We start from the raw sequence: 20,271 nt of genomic DNA on the forward strand, positions 1-20,271 counted from the left end.
CAATGCGCATCATGCTGATTACTTTTAACGAACTAAACCTTGTGGCTGTAAAATGATTAAGCCTGCACCACACAGCACAACAAGACCACCTAGAATATCCCAACGTGTCAGCATCACTTGATCAACGTAGCGCAGCCACAACAAGGCGGTAAAAATATAGATCCCGCCATAGGCTGCATAAATACGACCTGATGCTGCTGGATGCAAAGTCAGCAACCAAACAAACATAGCCAAACTTAAAACCGTTGGAATCCACAACCAATATGATTTTCCTTGATTCAAAATCAAATATGGAAAATAACAACCTAAGATTTCAGCAATTGCTGTGACGAAAAATAACCCAAATACTTTAAGTACTTGGGTTATCGAGAAAGAAGGTTCAAACATTAAGCAGGTTCAGCACTCGGGTTAATATGATCTTCAAATACTTCCAATTTTAAGCCAACGTCTTTGCCATTCTCTGTTTTCACAGAAACGGCAACGTTACCACCATGTTCAGCAAGCTCACCAAATAAAATCATCTCTGCAAGCGGTTTTTTCAAATGCTCTTGAATCAGACGTTGCATTGGACGAGCACCCATCAGACGGTCATAACCATTGGTAGACAACCAATCACGCGCACTTTGATCAACATCAAGTACTACTTGTTTCTCATCGAGTTGCGCTTGCAACTCGGTTAAGAACTTGTCCACCACTGAATCGATAATTGTGGTTGGAAGTGATTTAAATTGAATCACACCATCTAAACGGTTACGGAATTCAGGTGAGAACGCACGCTTCATTGCATCCTGATTGTCAGCGCTATGATCTTGTTCAGTGAAACCAATACTTGCACGGACAATACTCTCTGCACCAATATTGGTTGTGAGCACAATTATCACATTTCTGAAATCAGATTTACGACCATTGTTATCCGTCAAAGCACCATGATCCATGACTTGTAATAACAAGTTAAATACATCTGGATGTGCCTTTTCAATCTCATCAAGCAAGAGCACACAATGCGGATTTTTATGGATCGCATCAGTCAGTAAACCACCTTGATCATAGCCAACATAGCCTGGAGGTGCACCAATCAAACGAGAAACTGCATGGCGCTCCATATATTCAGACATATCAAAACGGACTAACTCTACACCGAGCAATTTTGCCAGTTGTTTCGTAACTTCAGTTTTACCCACACCTGTAGGACCAGCAAAAACAAAACTACCCACTGGTTTATCAGGTGCTTTCAAGCCAGCACGAGATAATTTAATTGCTGATGCAAGTGCTGTAATTGCTTCATCTTGACCAAATACAACACGTTTAAGATCACGCTCCAAATTCTCAAGCACAGACTTATCATCTTTAGACACAGTCTTAGGTGGAATACGTGCAATCTTAGAAACAATATCTTCAATATTTTCAACTGAAATTGTTGTACCATCGACTTCAGCTTTCAATCGGCGTTGTGCGCCTGCTTCATCAATTACATCAATTGCTTTATCAGGTAAAAAGCGATCATTAATAAATTTCGCTGACAACTCAACCGCAGCAACGAGTGCTTTGTCGTCATATTCAACATGATGGAAATCTTCAAACTTAGATTTCAGACCACGTAGAATCTCAATCGTTTCGCCAATACTTGGTTCATTGACATCAATTTTTTGGAATCGACGCGATAAAGCATGATCTTTTTCAAACACTTGACGATATTCTTGGAAGGTCGTTGAGCCAATGCAACGTAAACTACCATTTGCCAAAGCAGGTTTAATCAAATTCGATGCATCCATCGTGCTACCCATACTTGAGCCTGCACCAATGATCATGTGAATTTCATCAATAAATAAAATCGCATTAGGATTCTTTTTCAAAGCATTTAATAGTTGTTTCAAACGCTTCTCAAAATCACCACGATATTTTGTTCCAGCAACAAGTGCACCAATATCTAGACTGTAAACTTCAGCATTCGCAAGTGGCTTAGGTGCTTTACCGTTGACAATCAACCAAGCTAAACCTTCTGCAATCGAGGTTTTGCCTACGCCAGGGTCACCCACTAAAAGTGGATTGTTTTTACGACGACGACATAAAATCTGAGCTGCTCGCTCAATTTCTTTTTCACGTCCAATTAAAGGGTCTGTTTTACCCTTTTGCGCTTCAATATTTAAATTAAGTGTATATTGCTCAAGTGGCCCAGCATTTGCCGAAGCTGAATTCTCGCCTTCAATGTCTTCAACTTCTTCTTCAACTTGTATCTCGTCTTTGCGGGTACCATGAGATAAATATTGAGTCAGTGTCAAACGATTAATTTGATGACGTTTAAGTAAATAGACTGCAAAAGAATCTCGTTCAGAGTACATAGCAACTAAAACATCTGCTCCTTCAACAGTACGATCTCCACCACTAGATTGAACATGAAAAATTGCACGCTGCAAAATTCGATCAAAACTTTCAGTTGGATGAGGAGCTTGTTCGCTATTATCACCAAGTTTCGGGGTATGTTGCTCTACGTATTCCTCTAACTCTTTACGTAAAGTAACGATATCAGCTCCGCATGCTTTCAAAGCATTTACGGCTGAATCATTATCCAGTAATGCAAGCAACAAATGTTCAACAGTCAGAAACTCATGTCTCTTTTGACGAGCCATGCTAACAGCCAAACGTAACGATACTTCTAATTGACGACTGAGCATGTAACCCCCTTATTATCTGATGCTTGATCAAAAACATATTTAATTTATGAAAAAGCTAATTATTGGCTCATTCAGCAGAGTTCTTGTAAAGGTGATTTAATGCACATCTTCAAGAGTCTTCGCTTCATATTCTAGTGTTAGCATTAGTTGAGTATCTTGGTCAAGATTCAAAACAAAGTATTGTTGTAAAAATTCAATTACAAAGAAACAATAAGAGCCTGATCGTTTAAAAATAAAGCAAGCTCATTATTTATAGAAAATAGATATTAAAATTACGCTTTCGGCTCAATTTGACACAATAAAGGATGCCCTTGAGAACGTGCATAATTATTTACTTGATTGGCTTTTGTTTCCGCGATATCACGTGGATAAATACCTGCCGTTCCTTTACCTTCATAATGAACTGTAAGCATCACCTGACTTGCCTGATCTAAGTTCATTGAAAAGTACTCTTGTAAAATTTCAATCACAAAATCCATTGGCGTGTAATCATCATTTAATAATACAACAGCATATAAAGGCGGTAGCTTCAATTCAGGTGGTGCCGTTTGTACAACAACCTCACCCTCATGTTCCTCTTGCGAATCACTTAAACGTGGATTTAAGTGCCAATCAATATAACCAGATTGATGAAATGAATTTTTCACTTCACTTAAATTCATTTGACGTTTATATCTTCGCATATTCAATTCTTAATCTGTGAGTTTACTGAGCATTTGCTTCGGCTTGGGGAATTTCAGACACAAAAGCTGAATTTAGATCTACAGGTGCACCACGCTGCCAACTAAATCGCTTAATCACTGGTGTACCTGCACCAGATAATCTAACTTCGATAAATTGAGGAACAAAGCCTTTAGGCATCGTCCAACGTCCAGTTAAACGCTCAAAATCATCAAAATTAAAGTTTTTGTCTTCTAATGGTATATCTAAAATTTCAGTACCTTTAATTAATCGCAATTCAACACTACCCACTGCTCTGCGTTTATTTGGACTTACTTGAACTAGATCAATTTGGTATTCAAAAGCATTTTCAGGTAAAGACTTAATCGCTAAGTTTTGAATTGTTAAACTTACACCACCACGCTGTCTAAGTGTTTCGCGATAAATGGCATTCATATTTTCAAACTGTAGTTTGTCTGCATTTGCCTGATTAATACCTTTAAACAGCTCATCAGCATTATCAACTGCCATATCTCGCTCTTGTACAGCGGCATTTAGACTTTTACTGACAGAATCCAGAGCAGCTTTTTGCTTTTGGACCACATCGACAAGTTGTTCCGCATCTGCATCGTAACCAACAACTGTCAAACCTTGACGATGCCCAACAGTATATCCAATTAAGAAACTACTACCTATTAATAAAGCAGCGGCAATCAATAAGGGTAAATTCGTTTTTAGGAATTTATTTTTTTTAACGGAACTTTCTGGAGAAATAGTCGGTTCAGCGTTTTCCATCATCATCTCTATCGTTATGGTCTACATCAAAGCACACATTTAAATCCAAATTTAAATGTGTGTGAAGTAAAAAAGCGTTTTTTATGGTAATAAACCAATTCCATTCAGACCAGCAGACTCATCAAAACCAAACATCAAGTTCATATTTTGAACAGCCTGCCCCGCTGCGCCTTTAACCAAGTTATCTTGGGCAACCAAGACAATTAATTTATTTGGTTGCGGTTTATATAAAGCAATACGTAATTCATTTGCACCACGCACACTTCTAGTTTCTGGTGAACTGTTTGCTGGCATTACATCAACAAAACGTTCATTTTTATAAAATTCTTCATATAGTGCTTGTAAATCTACTTGTTGACCTTGCTCAGTCAAATCAACATAAATTGTACTTAACATACCTCGAATCATTGGTACTAAATGTGGAACAAAAATCAAATGATCGAATTGTCCTTTTTGTCCAGAAATATTCTCTAATGCTTCAACAATTTCAGGATGATGACGATGTCCTGCAACACCATATGCTTTAAAGTTATCTGCATTCTCGCTATAAATCATGCCCAAACTTGCTTTACGACCTGCGCCTGATACTCCAGATTTCGCATCGACAATAATACTCTGCGGATTAATCAAACCGTTTTGATTTTTAAGTAATGGAGCCAAACCCAGTTGAACCGTTGTCGGATAACAACCTGGATTACCAATTACTTGAGCTTGTTTAATTTTTTCGCGGTTCAACTCAGTTAAACCATAAACTGAATCAATCAAGATATTTGGACAGTTATGTTGCATACCGTACCATTTCTCGAATTGAGACAGATTTTGTAATCGAAAATCAGCAGCAAGATCAATAACCTTAGTTCCAGCAGCAACTAATTCTTCTGCATGTTGCATTGCAACACCATGTGGAGTTGCAAAAAATACCACATCGCACTGTTTAAGTTGACTCAGATCAAGATCAGAAAATTTAAGTTCAGTATGTCCACGTAAACTAGGGAACATATCTGCCACAGGTTTTCCTGCCTCAGTTCGAGATGTCAAAACACGTACTTGGACTTGTGGATGCTTCAATAAAAGACGCAACAATTCAACGCCTGTGTAACCCGTTCCACCAACAATTCCAATAGAAATCACGTGTTCTGCCTCTAACTTTATATCAGTTATATAGTATGGCAGTTTGATCAACTTTTCTCAATGCATAAGCCTATAAGTTATATGGTATTTTCAGCAGCAATAGTTTGTATTAATAATTCACAAATAAATTTTCTTTAAGGGATAAAAAGGAATAATTAGCATCTAATTCTATATTAAAAGATAGATATAAATATTCGCTATTCGACTAAAAACAGTGTAAAAGATGTTTAAAATGCAAACATTTTACCACTGGTCAAGAAATGCTATTGAATCACCTTAGTATTCGCATAGAATAAAAAGCGAGTGGTAATAATAAATTTCATGGATGTAAATTTTGGAGAGCTGGAATGCCTTCTTTGAGATCAAAACAAAGATTAAAGCAATGTATCTTTTTAGGTGTAAGCACCCTTTTTCTTAGCTCAGCTTTGATAGGATGTGGAAGTGGCGAAAGTGAAGCAAAAATTGACAACACCCCAATAGTTTCTGTTCCAAAACCGAAAAACTTTAACATTAAAGTTCCAGTTGATATGAGAGATGTTGTCATTAGGATTTATGACAACTTTGATAATAGTTTAATTATGGAACAAAAATTAACCACAACATTAAACGTGAACCTTACACTCCCTAAAGTTCTAACGCAAAATCATTTACATCGCATAGAGATATCTACAACTCCAGAATCATTAATCTATAATTTTCTAACTGGTCAATATGAAAGTTTTAATTCTACTTTTCATGCATTGGTTGATGTAGATGTCAGCAACCTGACTCAAACTATTTTGTTAACACCAACATCTGAAGCAATTTATCAACGTGCACTTATACGTTCTGGTCAATTGCCAAATGAAGCTGAAGATCCATTAAATATCAGTTCATTACATTTAAAACTTGCTACGCAAGATGTAAACTCAGCATTATTTAATGCATTCATTCGTCTTGACCTACCAAGTTTATATCCTCAATATCAACTTGGTTATTTAAATGCAGAAGATATAAATACTCGTCCTGCGGTTTACACAACCGCTTTCTTTAGTTACGGATATATTCAACAATGGGCAGCAAAATATCCTGAAAATGCATTTGAAAACTTTACAAAAAACATTGCAATCGACTTAAAGGATGGCTATCTAGATGCAAATACCATTCGAGGTGACAAATCTGTATTAAACTCTTTAATCACTCCATCTCCTGAAAATATTGATCCAAATAAAAACAACGCTAAAGATATTGCCGAAAATCAGAAGAACAATCGCGTTCAATTTGGCAACTCATTAAAAGAGGCAGTATTATTACTTGCACGAAATGCTAGACAAGATACCACTAACCCTAATGGTTATAAATTACTTACGCAGTATACATACACTGGTACTGAACCAACCCATAGTTCAACCATTAATGTACGTACTATTGGCGCTGGCGATTATAGACGTGCGGTTGGATTTGTAGACACTACAGCAACTTGTAATGGTTCTATTTATCCTTGCAAACAAGGCTTGACTGGCATCAATATCATTAATCCAAATTTACCATCTATTGAATACTTAATTGGTCATTATCAAGATACAATTAACAATTGCCAATTAAACATTCGTGCCAATGGAACACTTGAGTTAATTAAAGGTTCTCAAATTTATCGTTCAGTTTTAGATGCGGATAGTACAGATAATTTATTACAGGTCGATAAAGCAAATAATCAGTATATTTTAAACAGTAGCTCTACTGAACCAAATAATGCAACCTTACAATATACATTTGTTCAAGTTCAAATTAAGTCGAACCAAGTCATGAGTGCTAGTGCTGGACTTGATAGTAGAAAAGCACCCGACCAACTACAAACCACGCAATTAGAATGTAGTTTTAGTTAATAGACCACCAAGCAGGCAATTGAGTACTTTTTAATTGCCTGCGATGCTCCAAATAATTTCTATCATATTTTGCAACTTCACCCCAAAAAGCAGCACTATGATCAAAATGTTTAGTATGTGCTAATTCATGAACACAAACAGATCGGACAATACTTTCTGGCATTAGCACTAAACCTGCATTTAGCATAATGTCATGTTTTGAGCTACAACTTCCCCACCTTGTTTTAGGTCTTCGAATATTACATTCTTGATATATTAATCCAATTTCTTGGCTGACACTTTTTAGATATTCTGGAAGAAACTGCTTTGCATAACCGCTAACAGCTGCCTGCACTGCTTTTTCAGCTTCCTGATTTCGAACAAATAAAATATGTTTCTCCCAATCAAATTTAAAAATATGACGTTGTTGCTGCTGAATTATTTGAAAAGGTTGGGAATGGAAAAATAAATATAATTGTTCTGGAATCGTGATCGTTCCGCTAATTCTGTTTTGTTGCTGCGACCAAGTCTTAATCAACCACTGTTCAGACTGATTCAGAAATTGCTGTATCTGTTTTTTACTGCACGATAAAGGCACTGTTAAACGAATACCAGTTGGCTCGACACGCAAGCGCAAATTTCTTGCCCTTGCGTGTCGAACAATTTTTATTTCAGGTAATTGCGTTTCCAATGAAACTGAATCCATTATTGTGCGGTGCGCTCTTCGATCCCATGATCAGTTGCAACGACTGCAATGGTTGCCGGGTTCAAGGCAAAGATTCCATTGGTCACAACACCAGGAATATTATTGAGTGTTCTTTCCAACTCAAGTGCATTTAAGATATTTAAATTGAACACATCCAAAATAACATTGCCATTATCCGTCACTACGCCTTCACGATAAACGGGATCACCACCTAAAGCAACGATTTTACGTGCAACTGCTGAACGCGCCATTGGAATGACTTCAATAGGAAGTGGAAAATCACGACCTAATTGCTCTACCCACTTTGAGTCGTCAACAATACATACAAATTTCTTAGCAATAGAGGCAACAATTTTTTCGCGAGTCAACGCTGCACCACCACCTTTGATCATATGCATATGACGATCAATTTCATCTGCACCATCAACATAGGCATCTAAACCACCAACTGAGTTCATATCGACCACTTCGATACCTAACTTTTTTAAACGTTCAGCAGTAGCCGTTGAACTTGCCACAGCCGCCTCTAATTGCAATTCAGGCAACAAATCAATTAAAAAATTAACGGTACTACCTGTTCCTACGCCCAAAATGCCGCCTTTAGGCAAATGCTTTAAAGCTGCTTTTGCAGCAGCTTGTTTCTTTTCATCTTGGGTTGCATATAGACTCATGACTTCACTCAACTATTTTGACATTTGCACTAAGAAAACAGCGCAAATGCACAGGGGTTTGCTACAATGATCGCCTATTTTAAACTGTTATAGGGAAGATGAACATGCTGTCTCGTGTGGTACGACAAATTTTACAAGCAACGGTTTATGATGTTGCGATTGAAACACCGCTTGAAGCAGCTCCCCGAATTAGTCAAAAAATTAACAATAACATTCGCTTTAAACGTGAAGATTTACAACCTGTATTTTCTTTTAAATTACGTGGTGCTTATAACCGTATTAGCCAACTTCCAAAAGACCAACTTGAGCGTGGCGTTATTTGTGCTTCGGCAGGCAACCATGCACAAGGTGTTGCTTTATCAGGGAAAAAATTAGATATTCATGCGATTATCGTGATGCCAAGCACAACACCTGATATTAAAGTTCAAGCGGTTAAAAATCTTGGTGGTCAGGTGGTTTTACACGGCGATAGCTTTGATGTTGCCAACAAATATGCAAAACAACGCGCAGAAGATGAAGGTTTAGTCTTCATCCCCCCTTACGATGATGAATTGGTTATTGCCGGACAAGGTACGATTGCCAATGAAATATTGCGTCAATGGCGTGATGTTGAATATGTTTTTGTTGCTGTTGGTGGCGGCGGACTGATTGCAGGTGTCGCTGCCTATTTAGGTGAAGTTGCGCCACATGTCAAAGTGATTGGTGTCGAATACGAAGAGTCTGCGTGTTTAAAAGCTGCTCTTGAATCCAATGAGCGTGTGATTTTACCTCATGTTGGCTTGTTTGCTGATGGCACAGCGGTTGCTCAAATTGGTGAATTGCCTTTTGAAATGATCCGTTTATCTAAATCAGATAATTCAGGCCCAATTGTTGACCCAATAATTGTTACGGTAAATACAGATGAAATCTGTGCTGCAATCAAAGATACCTATGATGAAAATCGCAGTATCGTTGAGCCATCAGGTGCGATGGCTTTAGCTGGTATCAAAAAATATATTGCAGAACATCAATTGACTGACAAAAACATGGTTTCAATCGTTTGCGGTGCAAACATGAACTTTGACCGCTTACGTTATATTGCCGAACGTACCGAATTAGGTGAACGTAAAGAAGCAATTTATGCTGTGACCATTCCTGAACAAAAAGGTGCATTCCTTAATTTCTGTCGTTCATTACAAGGTCGCAATATTACTGAATTTAACTATCGAGCCAGTGACAGTAATATAGCGCAGGTTTTTGTTGGTATTAGTCTAAAAGGCGGTGAAACAGAGCGTCACGAAATTCATGAAATTTTAAAACAACAATATGAAGTTGATGACTTATCCGATGATGAGGTTGCAAAACTTCATATACGTTATTTGATCGGTGGACATGCGAATATTGAAAATGAACGTTTATTTCGCGTTGAATTTCCAGAACGTCCAGGTGCTTTATTAATGTTCTTGGAGCGCCTAGGTCCTACCCATAACATAACCCTATTCCATTATCGAAATCATGGTGCAGCCGAAGGTCGTGTGCTTGTTGGGTTACAGGCGACTGATGCAAAGCAAAATCCTGATGGTTTGATCGAAACTTTAGAGAAAATCACTTATCCATATGCTGAAATCAGCAACAATATTGGATATAAGCGTTTCCTAAAATAATCCACCTAACGAAATAAAGCTGACATGATGTCGGCTTTATTTTTGGAATAGAAATGAATCTTATATAGTATCAACTCAAATAAAATCATCCGTCTCATTTCAACCTTATAGTTAGACCAGACATTATCAGCATAATATGGTGGAGAAGACATGATAAAGCATAAAGAAAGAAGAGAAAATTTAATTGTATACTTAACAGATCTAGCCACTTATCCTAACAAATTCAATATTAAGGAAAATGAGAAAATTCTTGATATGGACTTAGATGACATAATTCATTTTTTCTTTGATGATACTCAATTAGCAAATAATACTGCACGTGAATTAGGTTGGATTTTAGAATCGGAAGAAGAGATTCATATCATTAAAGATCTAACTGAAATCTTAGATAAAATACTTGATAAATATGGAGTTTATTTATTAGACACCGATTACATTTACAAACCAGAATGGAAAAACATAATCTACACCGCACAAAAAGCATTAGATATAATTGAAAAATCCAATCTTAATTAGGATGTCTCTATATTTAACTCATTCCACCACTGTGCTATAGGATACCTACCAAACAGGTTGATGATTGCTATCAGAAAATATTTACTCAATGAAATTAGATTCCAACCAAAATCTATTAGGAATTCTGTTTAAAGATAGCTTTTTATTTTTATAAGAGCAATGACAAATGTAGATCCTCCAACTCAAACAAAATCATTACAATCAGATCAATCAATCCATCTTAAAATAAATAAAAAGACATTTTTATCATTTAGTTAAGGATCACTATGGCACAGTTCGCAGTCATTGGTTTAGGTAGTTTTGGTGCAACTGTCGCATTAGAGTTAACCAAACTTCATCATGATGTCATTGGGATCGACACCATTAAGAGAAATGTTGAAAATCTAGCCGATCAAATCACACATGCTGTTATAGCAGATGCAACAGATGAACATGTTTTAGAAGAACTTAATATTCAGAATTGTGATGCAGTTATTGTTGCTATTGGTGAAGATATTGAAGCGAGTATTCTTTGTGTACTTAATCTTAAAAATTTAGGTGTTGAAAAAATATTAGTCAAGGCTAAAACAAAAGCACATCATACAATTTTATCTCACCTAAATATCACCAAAATCATTCATCCAGAAGAAGATATGGGCGTACGGGTCGCTCAGGCACTGAATTATCCAATGGTCAGCCGATATATGGCTTTGGATGATGATCACTATATAATTAAAGTTCCAATCAAAGAAAAATTACAAGGTGTGAACTTATCTGGATTGATGCATCTATCACCACAAGTTAAACTTTTATTAGTTAAAAGAAATAATCAAATTTTCTATGAAACTGATAGTAGTTTTACTTTAAATCAAGGTGATGTACTCATCCTTGAAGGTTTATTAAAAGATCTAAAAAAACTTTCTGAGTGCTTTCAATAAATGAAAACCAAAACTCATCGTCAAAAGAAATTTAATCTAAGTCCACCTTCAATGCTTGCGGTTGGATTTTTAAGTTTTATTGTAATTGGAACACTTTTACTTAAACTTCCCTTCGCCAACAAAGGCAATCTGAGTTGGATGGATGCTTTATTTACAGCAACTTCAGCTGTAACGATTACAGGTTTGTCTGTAGTGAATTTAAACGAATCCTTTAATCATTTCGGGCAATTCATTATCTTATTATTAATTCAGTCTGGAGGTTTAGGTTTTATGACCTTCGCAATTTTGGCAGCCTTAAGTTTGGCACCTAAGATTGGATTAAGACAACAAATGATGGCTCAAGATAGCTTAGGTCAAACCAGCCTATCCAAAGTTACTTTTGTAGCAAAAGGTGTTGTCATTTATACACTTTTTTTTGAGTTGATTGGTGTAGTTATTTTAAGCACGTCTTTTATTCCCATCTATGGTTTTGATCGAGGACTTTATTACTCAGTTTTTTACAGCATATCAGCATTTAACAATGCTGGTTTCTCACTTTTTGATAACAGTTTGATTAATTTTCAAAGTCATTATTTAATTTGCTTAACCATCAGTACACTTTACATTTTAGGTGGAATAGGTTTTCTCGTTCTGATTGATGTAAAACAAAATAAGAGATGGAGTAAACTGAGTCCCAACAGCAAACTCATATTAAGCACAATTGCTATTTTAAATTTGATTGCTTTCATTCTGATCTGGTTATTAGAATCAAATAATCCTCTGACATTAGGCTCAATGCCTTTAGGCGAACAGGCGATGAATGCTTGGTTTCAAGCAACTGTTCCCCGCTCTTCAGGCTTTAATACAATTGATACTGGTGCGATGGAGCATAGTACTGCTCTCTTAATGATGTTGCTCATGTTCATTGGTGGCGGTTCTCTTAGTACCGCAGGTGGAATTAAGGTGGGCACTTTTGTGGTTTTATTGCTGTGTGTACTTTCATTTTTACGTCGTAATGAAGAAATTCGTATCTTTAATCATTCAATTTCTCATGAAACGACTTACAAAGCCCTTGCTGTTAGTGCTATTACAGGAATGCTTGTATTTATAGGGTGCTTTATTATTTTCTTATTGGAGCCAAAATTAGATGTGATGGATTTGATGTTTGAAGTTGTCTCAGCTGCTTGTACAGTGGGTTTATCACGTGGCGTTACAAGTGAGTTGCATGATGGTAGTTTATTTATATTGAGTCTACTCATGTATACGGGAAGACTTGGTCCACTCACGCTTGCATATCTCATAGCCACTCCGAAAAAAAGTCGCTTGAAACATGCAAATGCTAATATTCAAATTGGATAATAATTTACCGGTTGCTCAATCACAATTGCTTGCTGGCAAACCCCTTCGGCTTGATGTTGTTGTTCAAATACATATTTGGACATCACATCAAAATGATCACAAAAACTGATTTCGCTTTCATCCATTGAATAGACAAGGGATTGATTACCTACGCCTTGTAAAGTGTCATAAAACACGATCACAAATTTACCTTCTTCATACTGCTGCTGAAGCTGAGGATACGTTAAAGCTGCTTCAATGGGTATTTGGAGAAGCTGAGCATCGAGATAAATTTGCTTTTCATTTTGATCCATATCAGGGTCAGGCGCAGTATAAAATGAGACGTTAAAGCCTAATTTTTTCAGTGCCACAGCCAAAGCAATTGTAAAAGTTCCCTCTTGATGATCATGTCGACACAATCGAATTAAATCAGCAATATCAATACTTGTTTGATATTGCTTTAAAATCAACCAAACGGCGAAAACTCCACAATTTGCTTCAAGCTGTAATAATGGTTTTGGAATATTTAAACTCATTTAATACCAATTCATTAATGAGACACCAAGCCCCGCATAAGTCGCGCGATGATTATAATCAATCAAACTCTCACCATAACCATCAAACAACTGCAAATGTCCGCGCAATTTACCTTTAATCGGGAAAGCCCAATCAAATTGAACAGCACCATGCGAACGATCACCACCTTTTAATGAATGACGCAGCATGAGAGAAAATTCATTTGCATTATGACGATAGAAGGCAGTTAAATCGCCACGTCCCATATAATCTTTAATATCAGGATTATTATCGTCTTTTGCATCTTCTTCTACCCGATACCAAGGACGTAACATCAATGCAAAATTGTCTTTTTCAAAGCCTAGATTGAAAATAACGCGATTCCAACTACGTGATAAAGGATCAGAACGACCATTAGATTGGTGATTTAAAGTTACACCAAGTAAACGTGCATTTAGACCTAGAATTTCATAGTTTGTTCTAAACATTAAACTTGCTTCAGGTTCGTAATTCGTTTCTCGAAATGGGCGTGATTCTTCTGAGTTATATACTTGCCATCTTGATGATTGTGTATACCCCAACCACAAATCACCATTATTCCCGAAAATATTTTCCAACGCTTTAGTTTTCAGTGAAAGTTGAAATTTAGCTTCACTTGATGTTAGTTCTTGTTTATCTGTTACCGTATTTTGAGGATTTGGGCTGCTTGGGAATTCGTTTTTATCACTCGTCCAAAATACAGGAAGTAAATAAACAGGTTGGTATCCTCGAATATTCCATACCCCTAATTTACTTTCTTCCGACAGTTCCCAACGTCGATCAAGTAATGAAACATTCGGATCAAACTTAGGCGCGGCACTGAACAAATGCAAATCACTCACCTTTTGAACAACTTTTTCTTTTAAGCTTTCAGGCTGTGATTGCTGATTTTCAATTTTAGCAACTGCTGGAGATGCTGCGATAACGGGTTCAGATACCTGAGGTTGAGCTTGAATAACCGTTGGGGCTTTAAACAGACTGTCATAACAAGCCAAACGATCAGCACTAGATGCTAATGCAACACAAGCTTCAGCAGTTGCAGGGCTTGCAGGTTCAGTAACTTGAGCACTTGCATATGAAGTAGTTAAAGAGCTAAGTATGGCAAGCACACTTAACTCCAAATGACTACGTTCAAAAGATTTGAACGCCATAAATTTCTCCGATGCTTTATTTTAATTCACTTGTTGAATTTTAAATCCAAGTTTTTGCAATTCATCTCGTTTTGCAAATGGTGCTACAACAGCTTTTACTGGTGTTTGCTCCAGCAAATATTGTTTTGCTACACGTTTTAAATCATCTAAATTTACATTTAATAATCTTTCACGCAAAGTTTTTCTGAACTTTGGTGTGCGCGCATGTAACAAAGCATAACAAGCCGTAATGGCTTCACCAGCAGGCGAACCTGGTTTATCCATGCTTGCCACTAATCCTAAAATCGCTTCTTCAAGTTGATGTGCTTGTTGCTCTGTATTTAATAACCATTGAACACTCGCCTCAAAGTCACTAAAAGTCTCTGCTAAACGTGGATCTCGATAACTATAGAAACGGAATGAACAAGCATTTCCATCATAACTTGCCCCACCGCCATAAGCGCCACCTTTTTCACGGATTGCACTATGCAAGAACCCGTTACGCAAATAAGCAGCTAAGACCATAAGCGAAGCAGCATCAGGGTGAGCAACATCTACTGCTTGATATGCCGCACAGCAAAATTGAACATTTGTTTGAATCAACCAAGCTTCATCATGATTTGTGTTGATTTGCTCTAGTTGAGTTAAAGCAACCGCTGTTTTATCAACTGCTAATTTATCCCAAACATTCTGAACCTCTTCAACCAAACGATCAGATTGATGCTCTTCACAAACCAATAAGAATTGTTTAGGTGCTTGCATAAGTTTTCGATGAATCGATTGCAACTCAGCAATCAACGCGTCATAAGCTGCTTCATCTTGATCGATCTTAGCCACAAGCTCACTCAACCAATTTAATGCACCTAAACCAGTATTATGATAATCACGGCGAGCTAATGCACTCATTTGACGAGAAGCTGCCTGCATAGCATAGCTATGACCGGAACCAGATAAACGCGAATGCCAACGTGTTTTCCGTTGCTGTAACAACTCAATAATTCGATCTTTTTCATCAAAACGAAGCTGTTCAAATGCAAGTTTTAACAACTGAATTGCATCGAGTTTTTGTGTAAGCGATTTTGTGGTCAAGGTTAACCAAGCGCTAATTCGATCTTTATCATCAACCTTACTACGTAAAGATGCTCCCATTCCCAAACCACCGCTAACAGCTGTTTGGATTTGCTGAAACTCGAGATAATCATATTCATCTGCACCAACCTCTCCCATTAAAATTGAGAGTAAATTGAAGTAAGGCGATTGTACGATCTCATCAGGAATTTGAATCAAAACTTGTTGATAATAAATACCATTGGTACCTGCATGATATAGGTTTAGAGGTGTGTCTAATCCATTGCAGATAATCTCACGCAGTTGACCTTGTACAATTTGCAATTCAGCGGGTATATCTTCTAAACCTACTTTAGGCAACAATTCTAGGTTGTCAGGTGTGTCTTGACGTTGCTTTAGCGCTTCCGTCTTTTCTCTGATCTCAACTTTTTCAGCATCAGTTAGATTCGCAGTAATTTCTGCAAGTCGATCTTTTTCTTCTTGCTGCTCATTTATAGATTTCGTCGCGTCAGGTATAAGTGTCATTTGCACTCGGTGCTGATTATCTAATAAATGAGTTTGAATTAAATTGGATAACCACATCGGGTCTTTTAATTCTTCTTTGACCTGCTCAATTGCACCATCAACATCCCAAACATGAATTGGGTCATTATGATGAATTGCACTGCCTAAACCATTTAAAATCAAGCTCAAACCATACGGTGTGCCATCACCATTAATTTCACGTTGATGTAATTCAATTTGATGAAGAATTGCTTCAACTAAATCAGTATCAATGGGTTTAGAAGCAACTTCATTTAAAATATTTAACACGCCATTTTTAAATGTTTCAGCATGTTCGGCATCTGAACCTTGTACACCACAATAGAAAGTCATTTCAAAGTTACTATCATCTACACCCATCAAAGGGCCAGTAGACTGCGCATAACCGCATGTTTCTAAATAATGACGTAATGGCGAAGCAGAATTTTCTAATAAAATTCCTTCAACTAAGCGCATACCTAAGCGAAGTTTAATATCACTGGTTTCTGGCAATAGCCATGACATAACATGATACGTTTTATCTTTTAAATCTTCGCTATCGACCGCATAACTTTCAGTCACTTCAATTGGTGCAGTTAGGCGTTGCTCTGGTTGAGAATATAATGTTGTCCCTTTTGAAAATTTGTGCAAAGCCAATTTTTCAAACTGCTCTTGCAACTCATAAGCACTTTGATTACCAAAAGTCATAAATACTGCATTACTTGGATGATAATGCGTTTTATAAAATTCAACCAACTGTTCGTAGCTTAAATCGGGAATGTCTTTAGGATCACCGCCGGAGTTGTAGTGATACGTTGTTTTAGGGAATAAATGATAAGCAAGCTGATGATAGAGTTGATCTGTAGGGGAACTCATTGCTCCTTTCATTTCATTAAAAACAACACCTTTATAAACGGCTTGATCATTTTCAAGCTCGATACGAATACCTTCTTGAGCAAAATCCAATGGATTTAAATTCGCAGCGAAAGCAGCATCTAAATATACAGACAATAAGTTTTGAAAATCTTTTTTATTTTGAGTTGCAAAAGGATAAGCTGTCCAATCTGCAGCAGTGAATGCGTTCATAAAAGTATTAAGCGAACGACGAATCATCAAAAAGAATGGATCTCGTACAGGAAATTTCTCAGAACCACATAAAGCAGTATGTTCTAAGATGTGCGCTGTACCTTTTGAATCCATAGGTTGCGTTCTAAATGCAACCAAAAATACATTTTCATCATTCGTAGTTGCCAAGTGGTAATGTGCCGCACCTGTCACTTTATGCTTATATTCTGAAACTTGAATATCCAGTGCTTCTACATGATGTTGACGTAATAGCTGAAACGCAGGGTGAATCGTTTGAGTTATGCTTTCAGAAACATCGACCGTCATGTGATCTCCAATTTATCTATCTAAGTAATTACAATTGATAATAAAGAGTCTACCTAAGAATAGATATCGATATCCATGTAAATTACTATGTTTTTGTAGAAAAAATCAGCGAGTGCGCTTAATCATATCAGTTGATGATTTTCCTAAAAGTTGTTTTATATAAGGCAACGTATTCATATCCATTCTTAAGATAAAACTGCGCTGCGTCACCTGTATCAGTATATAAATGCAGCTCCAAAAAGTATTTTTGGGCAAAATTTTCGATTTCTTTTAATAAATGACTTCCAATTCCATATTTTCGAAAATTCGGATGAACATAAAAACGACGCAAACGACCGATCATAGTTGAATGATTGTATGGATCTTGATTTAACCCACCTACTGCGACGAGTTCATTGTTCATATAAGCAAAAAATAATCCTTCACCCTGTTTATTAAAACAATTATCTTTGGAAATAAACTCTTGTTTTAATCTTTTGAGAAATCGAAACCCCTCTTGTTCAGAAAAATCAATGAGAATATCAATTTCTTTCAACAGATCTAAAACTCTACAGATAGTGACTTGATTCGACACTTCCAACTTTTTCTCCTTTTTATAAATAATCTCACCTGATTTTTCGCTACAAACTACAGTAAATCTGAGCATTAGTGTAAACTTTGGTTTTTGTTTTTACTGTGATGACTAACATGGCAACTGTTGATCTTTTTGCAATTGGAAATGCACTCATTGACCAAGAATTTAAAGTCTCTAATGAGTTTTTAACACAGCAAGCATTGCAAAAAGGCACAATGCAGTTAACCGATGGTGATACTCAAGCAACCTTATATCAACAATTACAACAAACCCAAGTCTACAAAGGACAAGCCAGTGGCGGTTCTGCTGCAAATACTACTGTGGCATTTAGTGCATTAGGTGGATCAGCTTTTTATGGTTGCCGAGTGGGTAATGATGAACTCGGATCGATTTACCTCAATGGATTAAATGAAGCAGGAATTAAGACTGCTCAACAATCTATTAGTGAGGGTGTTACGGGTACGTGTATGGTACTGATTAGCCCTGACTCAGAACGCACGATGCATACCTACCTTGGCATTACGGCAGAACTTAGTGATGAGCAAATTGATTTTGAACCACTTAAAACAGCTAAATGGCTCTATATTGAAGGATATTTATCGACCAGTGATACTGCACGTACCGCGGTAAAGCAAGCTCGTGAAATTGCAAAAGCAAATGGGGTTAAAATTGCGCTTTCATTATCAGATCCAGCGATGGTGCAATATGCTCGCCAAGGATTAGAAGAGTTAATGGATGATGGTGTTGATCTACTCTTCTGTAATGAACAAGAAGCTTTAATGTTTACCAATACAGAAAGTCTGACTGCTGCAATTGAAGCTTTAAAAATCAATAATCAACATATCGTGATTACTCAAGGTGCAAATGGAGCGACAATTGTTGATCCAACACAACAATTCCATGTTGCTGGTCGTGAAGTAAATGCTGTAGATACCAATGGTGCTGGTGATGCATTTGCGGGTGCTTTTCTCTATGCAATTAATACAGGTTTAAACTTAGTTGCTGCCGCACAGCTAGCTATTCTTATTTCAAGTGAAGTCGTCGCTCAGTTCGGTCCGCGTTTAGAAGTAACGAACTATGCCAAACTTTTTGAACAATTTAAAAATGCTCAACAGGAATGTGCTTAAAATGGAAAAAATTTGCATGACTGAAGAAGTACCTGAGCGTGAGTCTCGTACATACGACACCATGAAAGGTACAACAATTTTCATTACCCAAAAAGATGGCAGTTTTTATGCCTATCAGAATGTTTGTCCGCATTTACAAACAGAACTTGAGTATCTTGAGAATCAATTTTTAGACCAAGACCGTGAATATATTCAATGCTCTACTCATGGGGCTTTATTTTCTGTAGAAACAGGTGAATGTATATCTGGACCATGTCTCGGTGACTTCCTAGAAAAAGTTAAGTTGGAAGTTCATTCTGATGGTGGTATTTATATTGATTAATGTTCAGTAAATGAATTCTGCAATGACTGAGTTTTTTCTTAATTACTATCTAATGCCATTTCATATGAGCGTAGTCGCTTTGATTATGCTGAGCATTGCAGAAACCATTGGAATATTTATCGGCTTACGTCCGAGCCATCTTGTCAAAAGGCTGACTCCCGACTGGCTATTGAACTCTCCGTTGTTAGATGTAAAATTTTCTAAATACCTCATTTTTGTTTTTTTACTGATTAATTTTAGCTTTGCAGGCTATTTTTTAGAATTATCATTTTTTGCTCTACAGCACTATTTCATTTCACCTTATTATCTTTTTATTCCTGCATTAATTATTGATATTTTCTTTACTGTATTTATGATCCACTGTTTAGATCAGGTCATAAAACCTAAAGTCACACATACTCATACCAATCTAGTGGGGCGATTAGCTACGATCTCTACAGGAAATGCTCGCCCTGGGTTTTCAGCACAAGCTAGAGTTAGGAATGAATTCGGACAATTGTATTATGTTCAAGTAGAACCCGAGTACGGAGAACTTGAACTCCAATCACAAGTACTTTTAATTAGTCAAAAGTCAAATTCACATTATTTGGCAAAAAAAATATCCACATCTAATAAATTATTTACTGCAGATTAAGTCATTTAGACAATACAAATAAGAAAAATTCCTATTCAAAAACCAAAATTTACAAATTTTTACAAAAATCCATCT

At 36.8% G+C, this 20,271-nt stretch carries 19 protein-coding genes; 8 read left to right on the forward strand and 11 right to left on the reverse strand.

Annotation, left to right across the window (positions count from 1 at the left end):
• Positions 1-24: 24 nt before the first annotated feature.
• From F933_RS05175 to argC, 5 genes are all read right to left on the reverse strand, one after another.
• Positions 25-387, reverse strand: coding sequence for a YnfA family protein (locus F933_RS05175; protein WP_005059045.1), 363 nt, complete (start codon positions 385-387; stop codon positions 25-27).
• Positions 387-2,672, reverse strand: a complete 2,286-nt coding sequence (gene clpA / locus F933_RS05180) for an ATP-dependent Clp protease ATP-binding subunit ClpA (RefSeq protein WP_005059046.1) — start codon at positions 2,670-2,672, stop codon at positions 387-389. The genes F933_RS05175 and clpA overlap by 1 nt, the downstream gene beginning before the upstream one ends.
• A gap of 272 nt (positions 2,673-2,944) precedes the next feature.
• Positions 2,945-3,355 carry an ATP-dependent Clp protease adapter ClpS gene (gene clpS, locus F933_RS05185; RefSeq protein ID WP_167539058.1) on the reverse strand — a complete coding sequence of 137 codons (411 nt, stop codon included), beginning with the start codon at positions 3,353-3,355 and terminating at the stop codon, positions 2,945-2,947.
• Positions 3,356-3,377: 22 nt separating this feature from the next.
• Complete coding sequence (locus F933_RS05190) at positions 3,378-4,127, reverse strand: DUF6776 family protein (RefSeq protein ID WP_005054148.1); 750 nt, start codon at positions 4,125-4,127, stop codon at positions 3,378-3,380.
• An 81-nt stretch (positions 4,128-4,208) separates the two neighbouring features.
• On the reverse strand, positions 4,209-5,258 hold the full coding sequence (gene argC, locus F933_RS05195) for an N-acetyl-gamma-glutamyl-phosphate reductase (RefSeq protein ID WP_005059049.1): 1,050 nt from the start codon (positions 5,256-5,258) through the stop codon (positions 4,209-4,211).
• A 347-nt stretch (positions 5,259-5,605) separates the two neighbouring features.
• On the opposite strand from argC, the gene F933_RS05200 reads away from it, so the two are divergent.
• Complete coding sequence (locus F933_RS05200; protein WP_005059050.1) at positions 5,606-7,123, forward strand: hypothetical protein; 1,518 nt, start codon at positions 5,606-5,608, stop codon at positions 7,121-7,123.
• Here F933_RS05200 and F933_RS05205 read toward each other — a convergent pair.
• Both F933_RS05205 and rpiA read right to left on the reverse strand, forming a co-directional pair.
• Positions 7,116-7,808, reverse strand: a complete 693-nt coding sequence (locus tag F933_RS05205; RefSeq protein ID WP_005059052.1) for a M48 family metallopeptidase — start codon at positions 7,806-7,808, stop codon at positions 7,116-7,118. The genes F933_RS05200 and F933_RS05205 overlap by 8 nt on opposite strands.
• Positions 7,808-8,479, reverse strand: coding sequence for a ribose-5-phosphate isomerase RpiA (rpiA, locus tag F933_RS05210; RefSeq protein WP_005059053.1), 672 nt, complete (start codon positions 8,477-8,479; stop codon positions 7,808-7,810). Before rpiA ends, F933_RS05205 begins: the two co-directional genes overlap by 1 nt.
• A gap of 98 nt (positions 8,480-8,577) precedes the next feature.
• Between rpiA and ilvA the strand changes: the two genes are divergently transcribed.
• The 4 genes from ilvA to F933_RS05230 all read left to right on the forward strand — a co-directional run bounded on the left by ilvA (position 8,578) and on the right by F933_RS05230 (position 12,893).
• Positions 8,578-10,122, forward strand: a complete 1,545-nt coding sequence (gene ilvA / locus F933_RS05215) for a threonine ammonia-lyase, biosynthetic (RefSeq protein WP_171065925.1) — start codon at positions 8,578-8,580, stop codon at positions 10,120-10,122.
• Between the two features lie 150 nt (positions 10,123-10,272).
• On the forward strand, positions 10,273-10,638 hold the full coding sequence (locus F933_RS05220; RefSeq protein WP_005059057.1) for an SCO4402 family protein: 366 nt from the start codon (positions 10,273-10,275) through the stop codon (positions 10,636-10,638).
• Positions 10,639-10,904: 266 nt separating this feature from the next.
• Complete coding sequence (locus F933_RS05225) at positions 10,905-11,555, forward strand: potassium channel family protein (RefSeq protein ID WP_005054156.1); 651 nt, start codon at positions 10,905-10,907, stop codon at positions 11,553-11,555.
• Entirely contained in the window at positions 11,556-12,893 is a 1,338-nt protein-coding gene (locus tag F933_RS05230) for a TrkH family potassium uptake protein (protein WP_005059060.1), read from the forward strand. It begins immediately after the preceding gene.
• Here the strand turns inward: F933_RS05230 and F933_RS05235 are convergent.
• From F933_RS05235 to F933_RS05250, 4 genes are all read right to left on the reverse strand, one after another.
• A complete protein-coding gene (locus F933_RS05235) occupies positions 12,881-13,408 on the reverse strand; it encodes a cysteine peptidase family C39 domain-containing protein (RefSeq protein WP_005059061.1) in 528 nt (175 codons plus the stop codon). The genes F933_RS05230 and F933_RS05235 overlap by 13 nt on opposite strands.
• A complete protein-coding gene (locus F933_RS05240) occupies positions 13,409-14,578 on the reverse strand; it encodes a phospholipase A (protein ID WP_005059062.1) in 1,170 nt (389 codons plus the stop codon).
• 21 nt (positions 14,579-14,599) lie between these two features.
• A complete protein-coding gene (locus F933_RS05245; protein ID WP_005059063.1) occupies positions 14,600-17,539 on the reverse strand; it encodes an insulinase family protein in 2,940 nt (979 codons plus the stop codon).
• Between the two features lie 127 nt (positions 17,540-17,666).
• Complete coding sequence (locus tag F933_RS05250; RefSeq protein WP_005059064.1) at positions 17,667-18,185, reverse strand: GNAT family N-acetyltransferase; 519 nt, start codon at positions 18,183-18,185, stop codon at positions 17,667-17,669.
• Between the two features lie 41 nt (positions 18,186-18,226).
• Here F933_RS05250 and F933_RS05255 point away from each other — a divergent pair, with 41 nt between their 5' ends.
• From F933_RS05255 to F933_RS05265, 3 genes are read left to right on the forward strand one after another with little or no spacing between them, the layout of a single operon-like run.
• Complete coding sequence (locus F933_RS05255; RefSeq protein ID WP_005059065.1) at positions 18,227-19,240, forward strand: adenosine kinase; 1,014 nt, start codon at positions 18,227-18,229, stop codon at positions 19,238-19,240.
• Positions 19,241-19,256: 16 nt separating this feature from the next.
• Positions 19,257-19,562, forward strand: a complete 306-nt coding sequence (locus F933_RS05260; RefSeq protein WP_155757850.1) for a Rieske (2Fe-2S) protein — start codon at positions 19,257-19,259, stop codon at positions 19,560-19,562.
• Between the two features lie 22 nt (positions 19,563-19,584).
• Positions 19,585-20,196 (forward strand): OB-fold-containig protein, encoded by a 612-nt coding sequence (locus F933_RS05265; protein ID WP_167539072.1) that lies wholly within the window; start codon positions 19,585-19,587, stop codon positions 20,194-20,196.
• The last annotated feature ends 75 nt before the right edge of the window (positions 20,197-20,271 follow it).

The sequence above is a fragment of the Acinetobacter beijerinckii CIP 110307 genome (assembly GCF_000369005.1).
Taxonomy (GTDB): domain Bacteria; phylum Pseudomonadota; class Gammaproteobacteria; order Pseudomonadales; family Moraxellaceae; genus Acinetobacter; species Acinetobacter beijerinckii.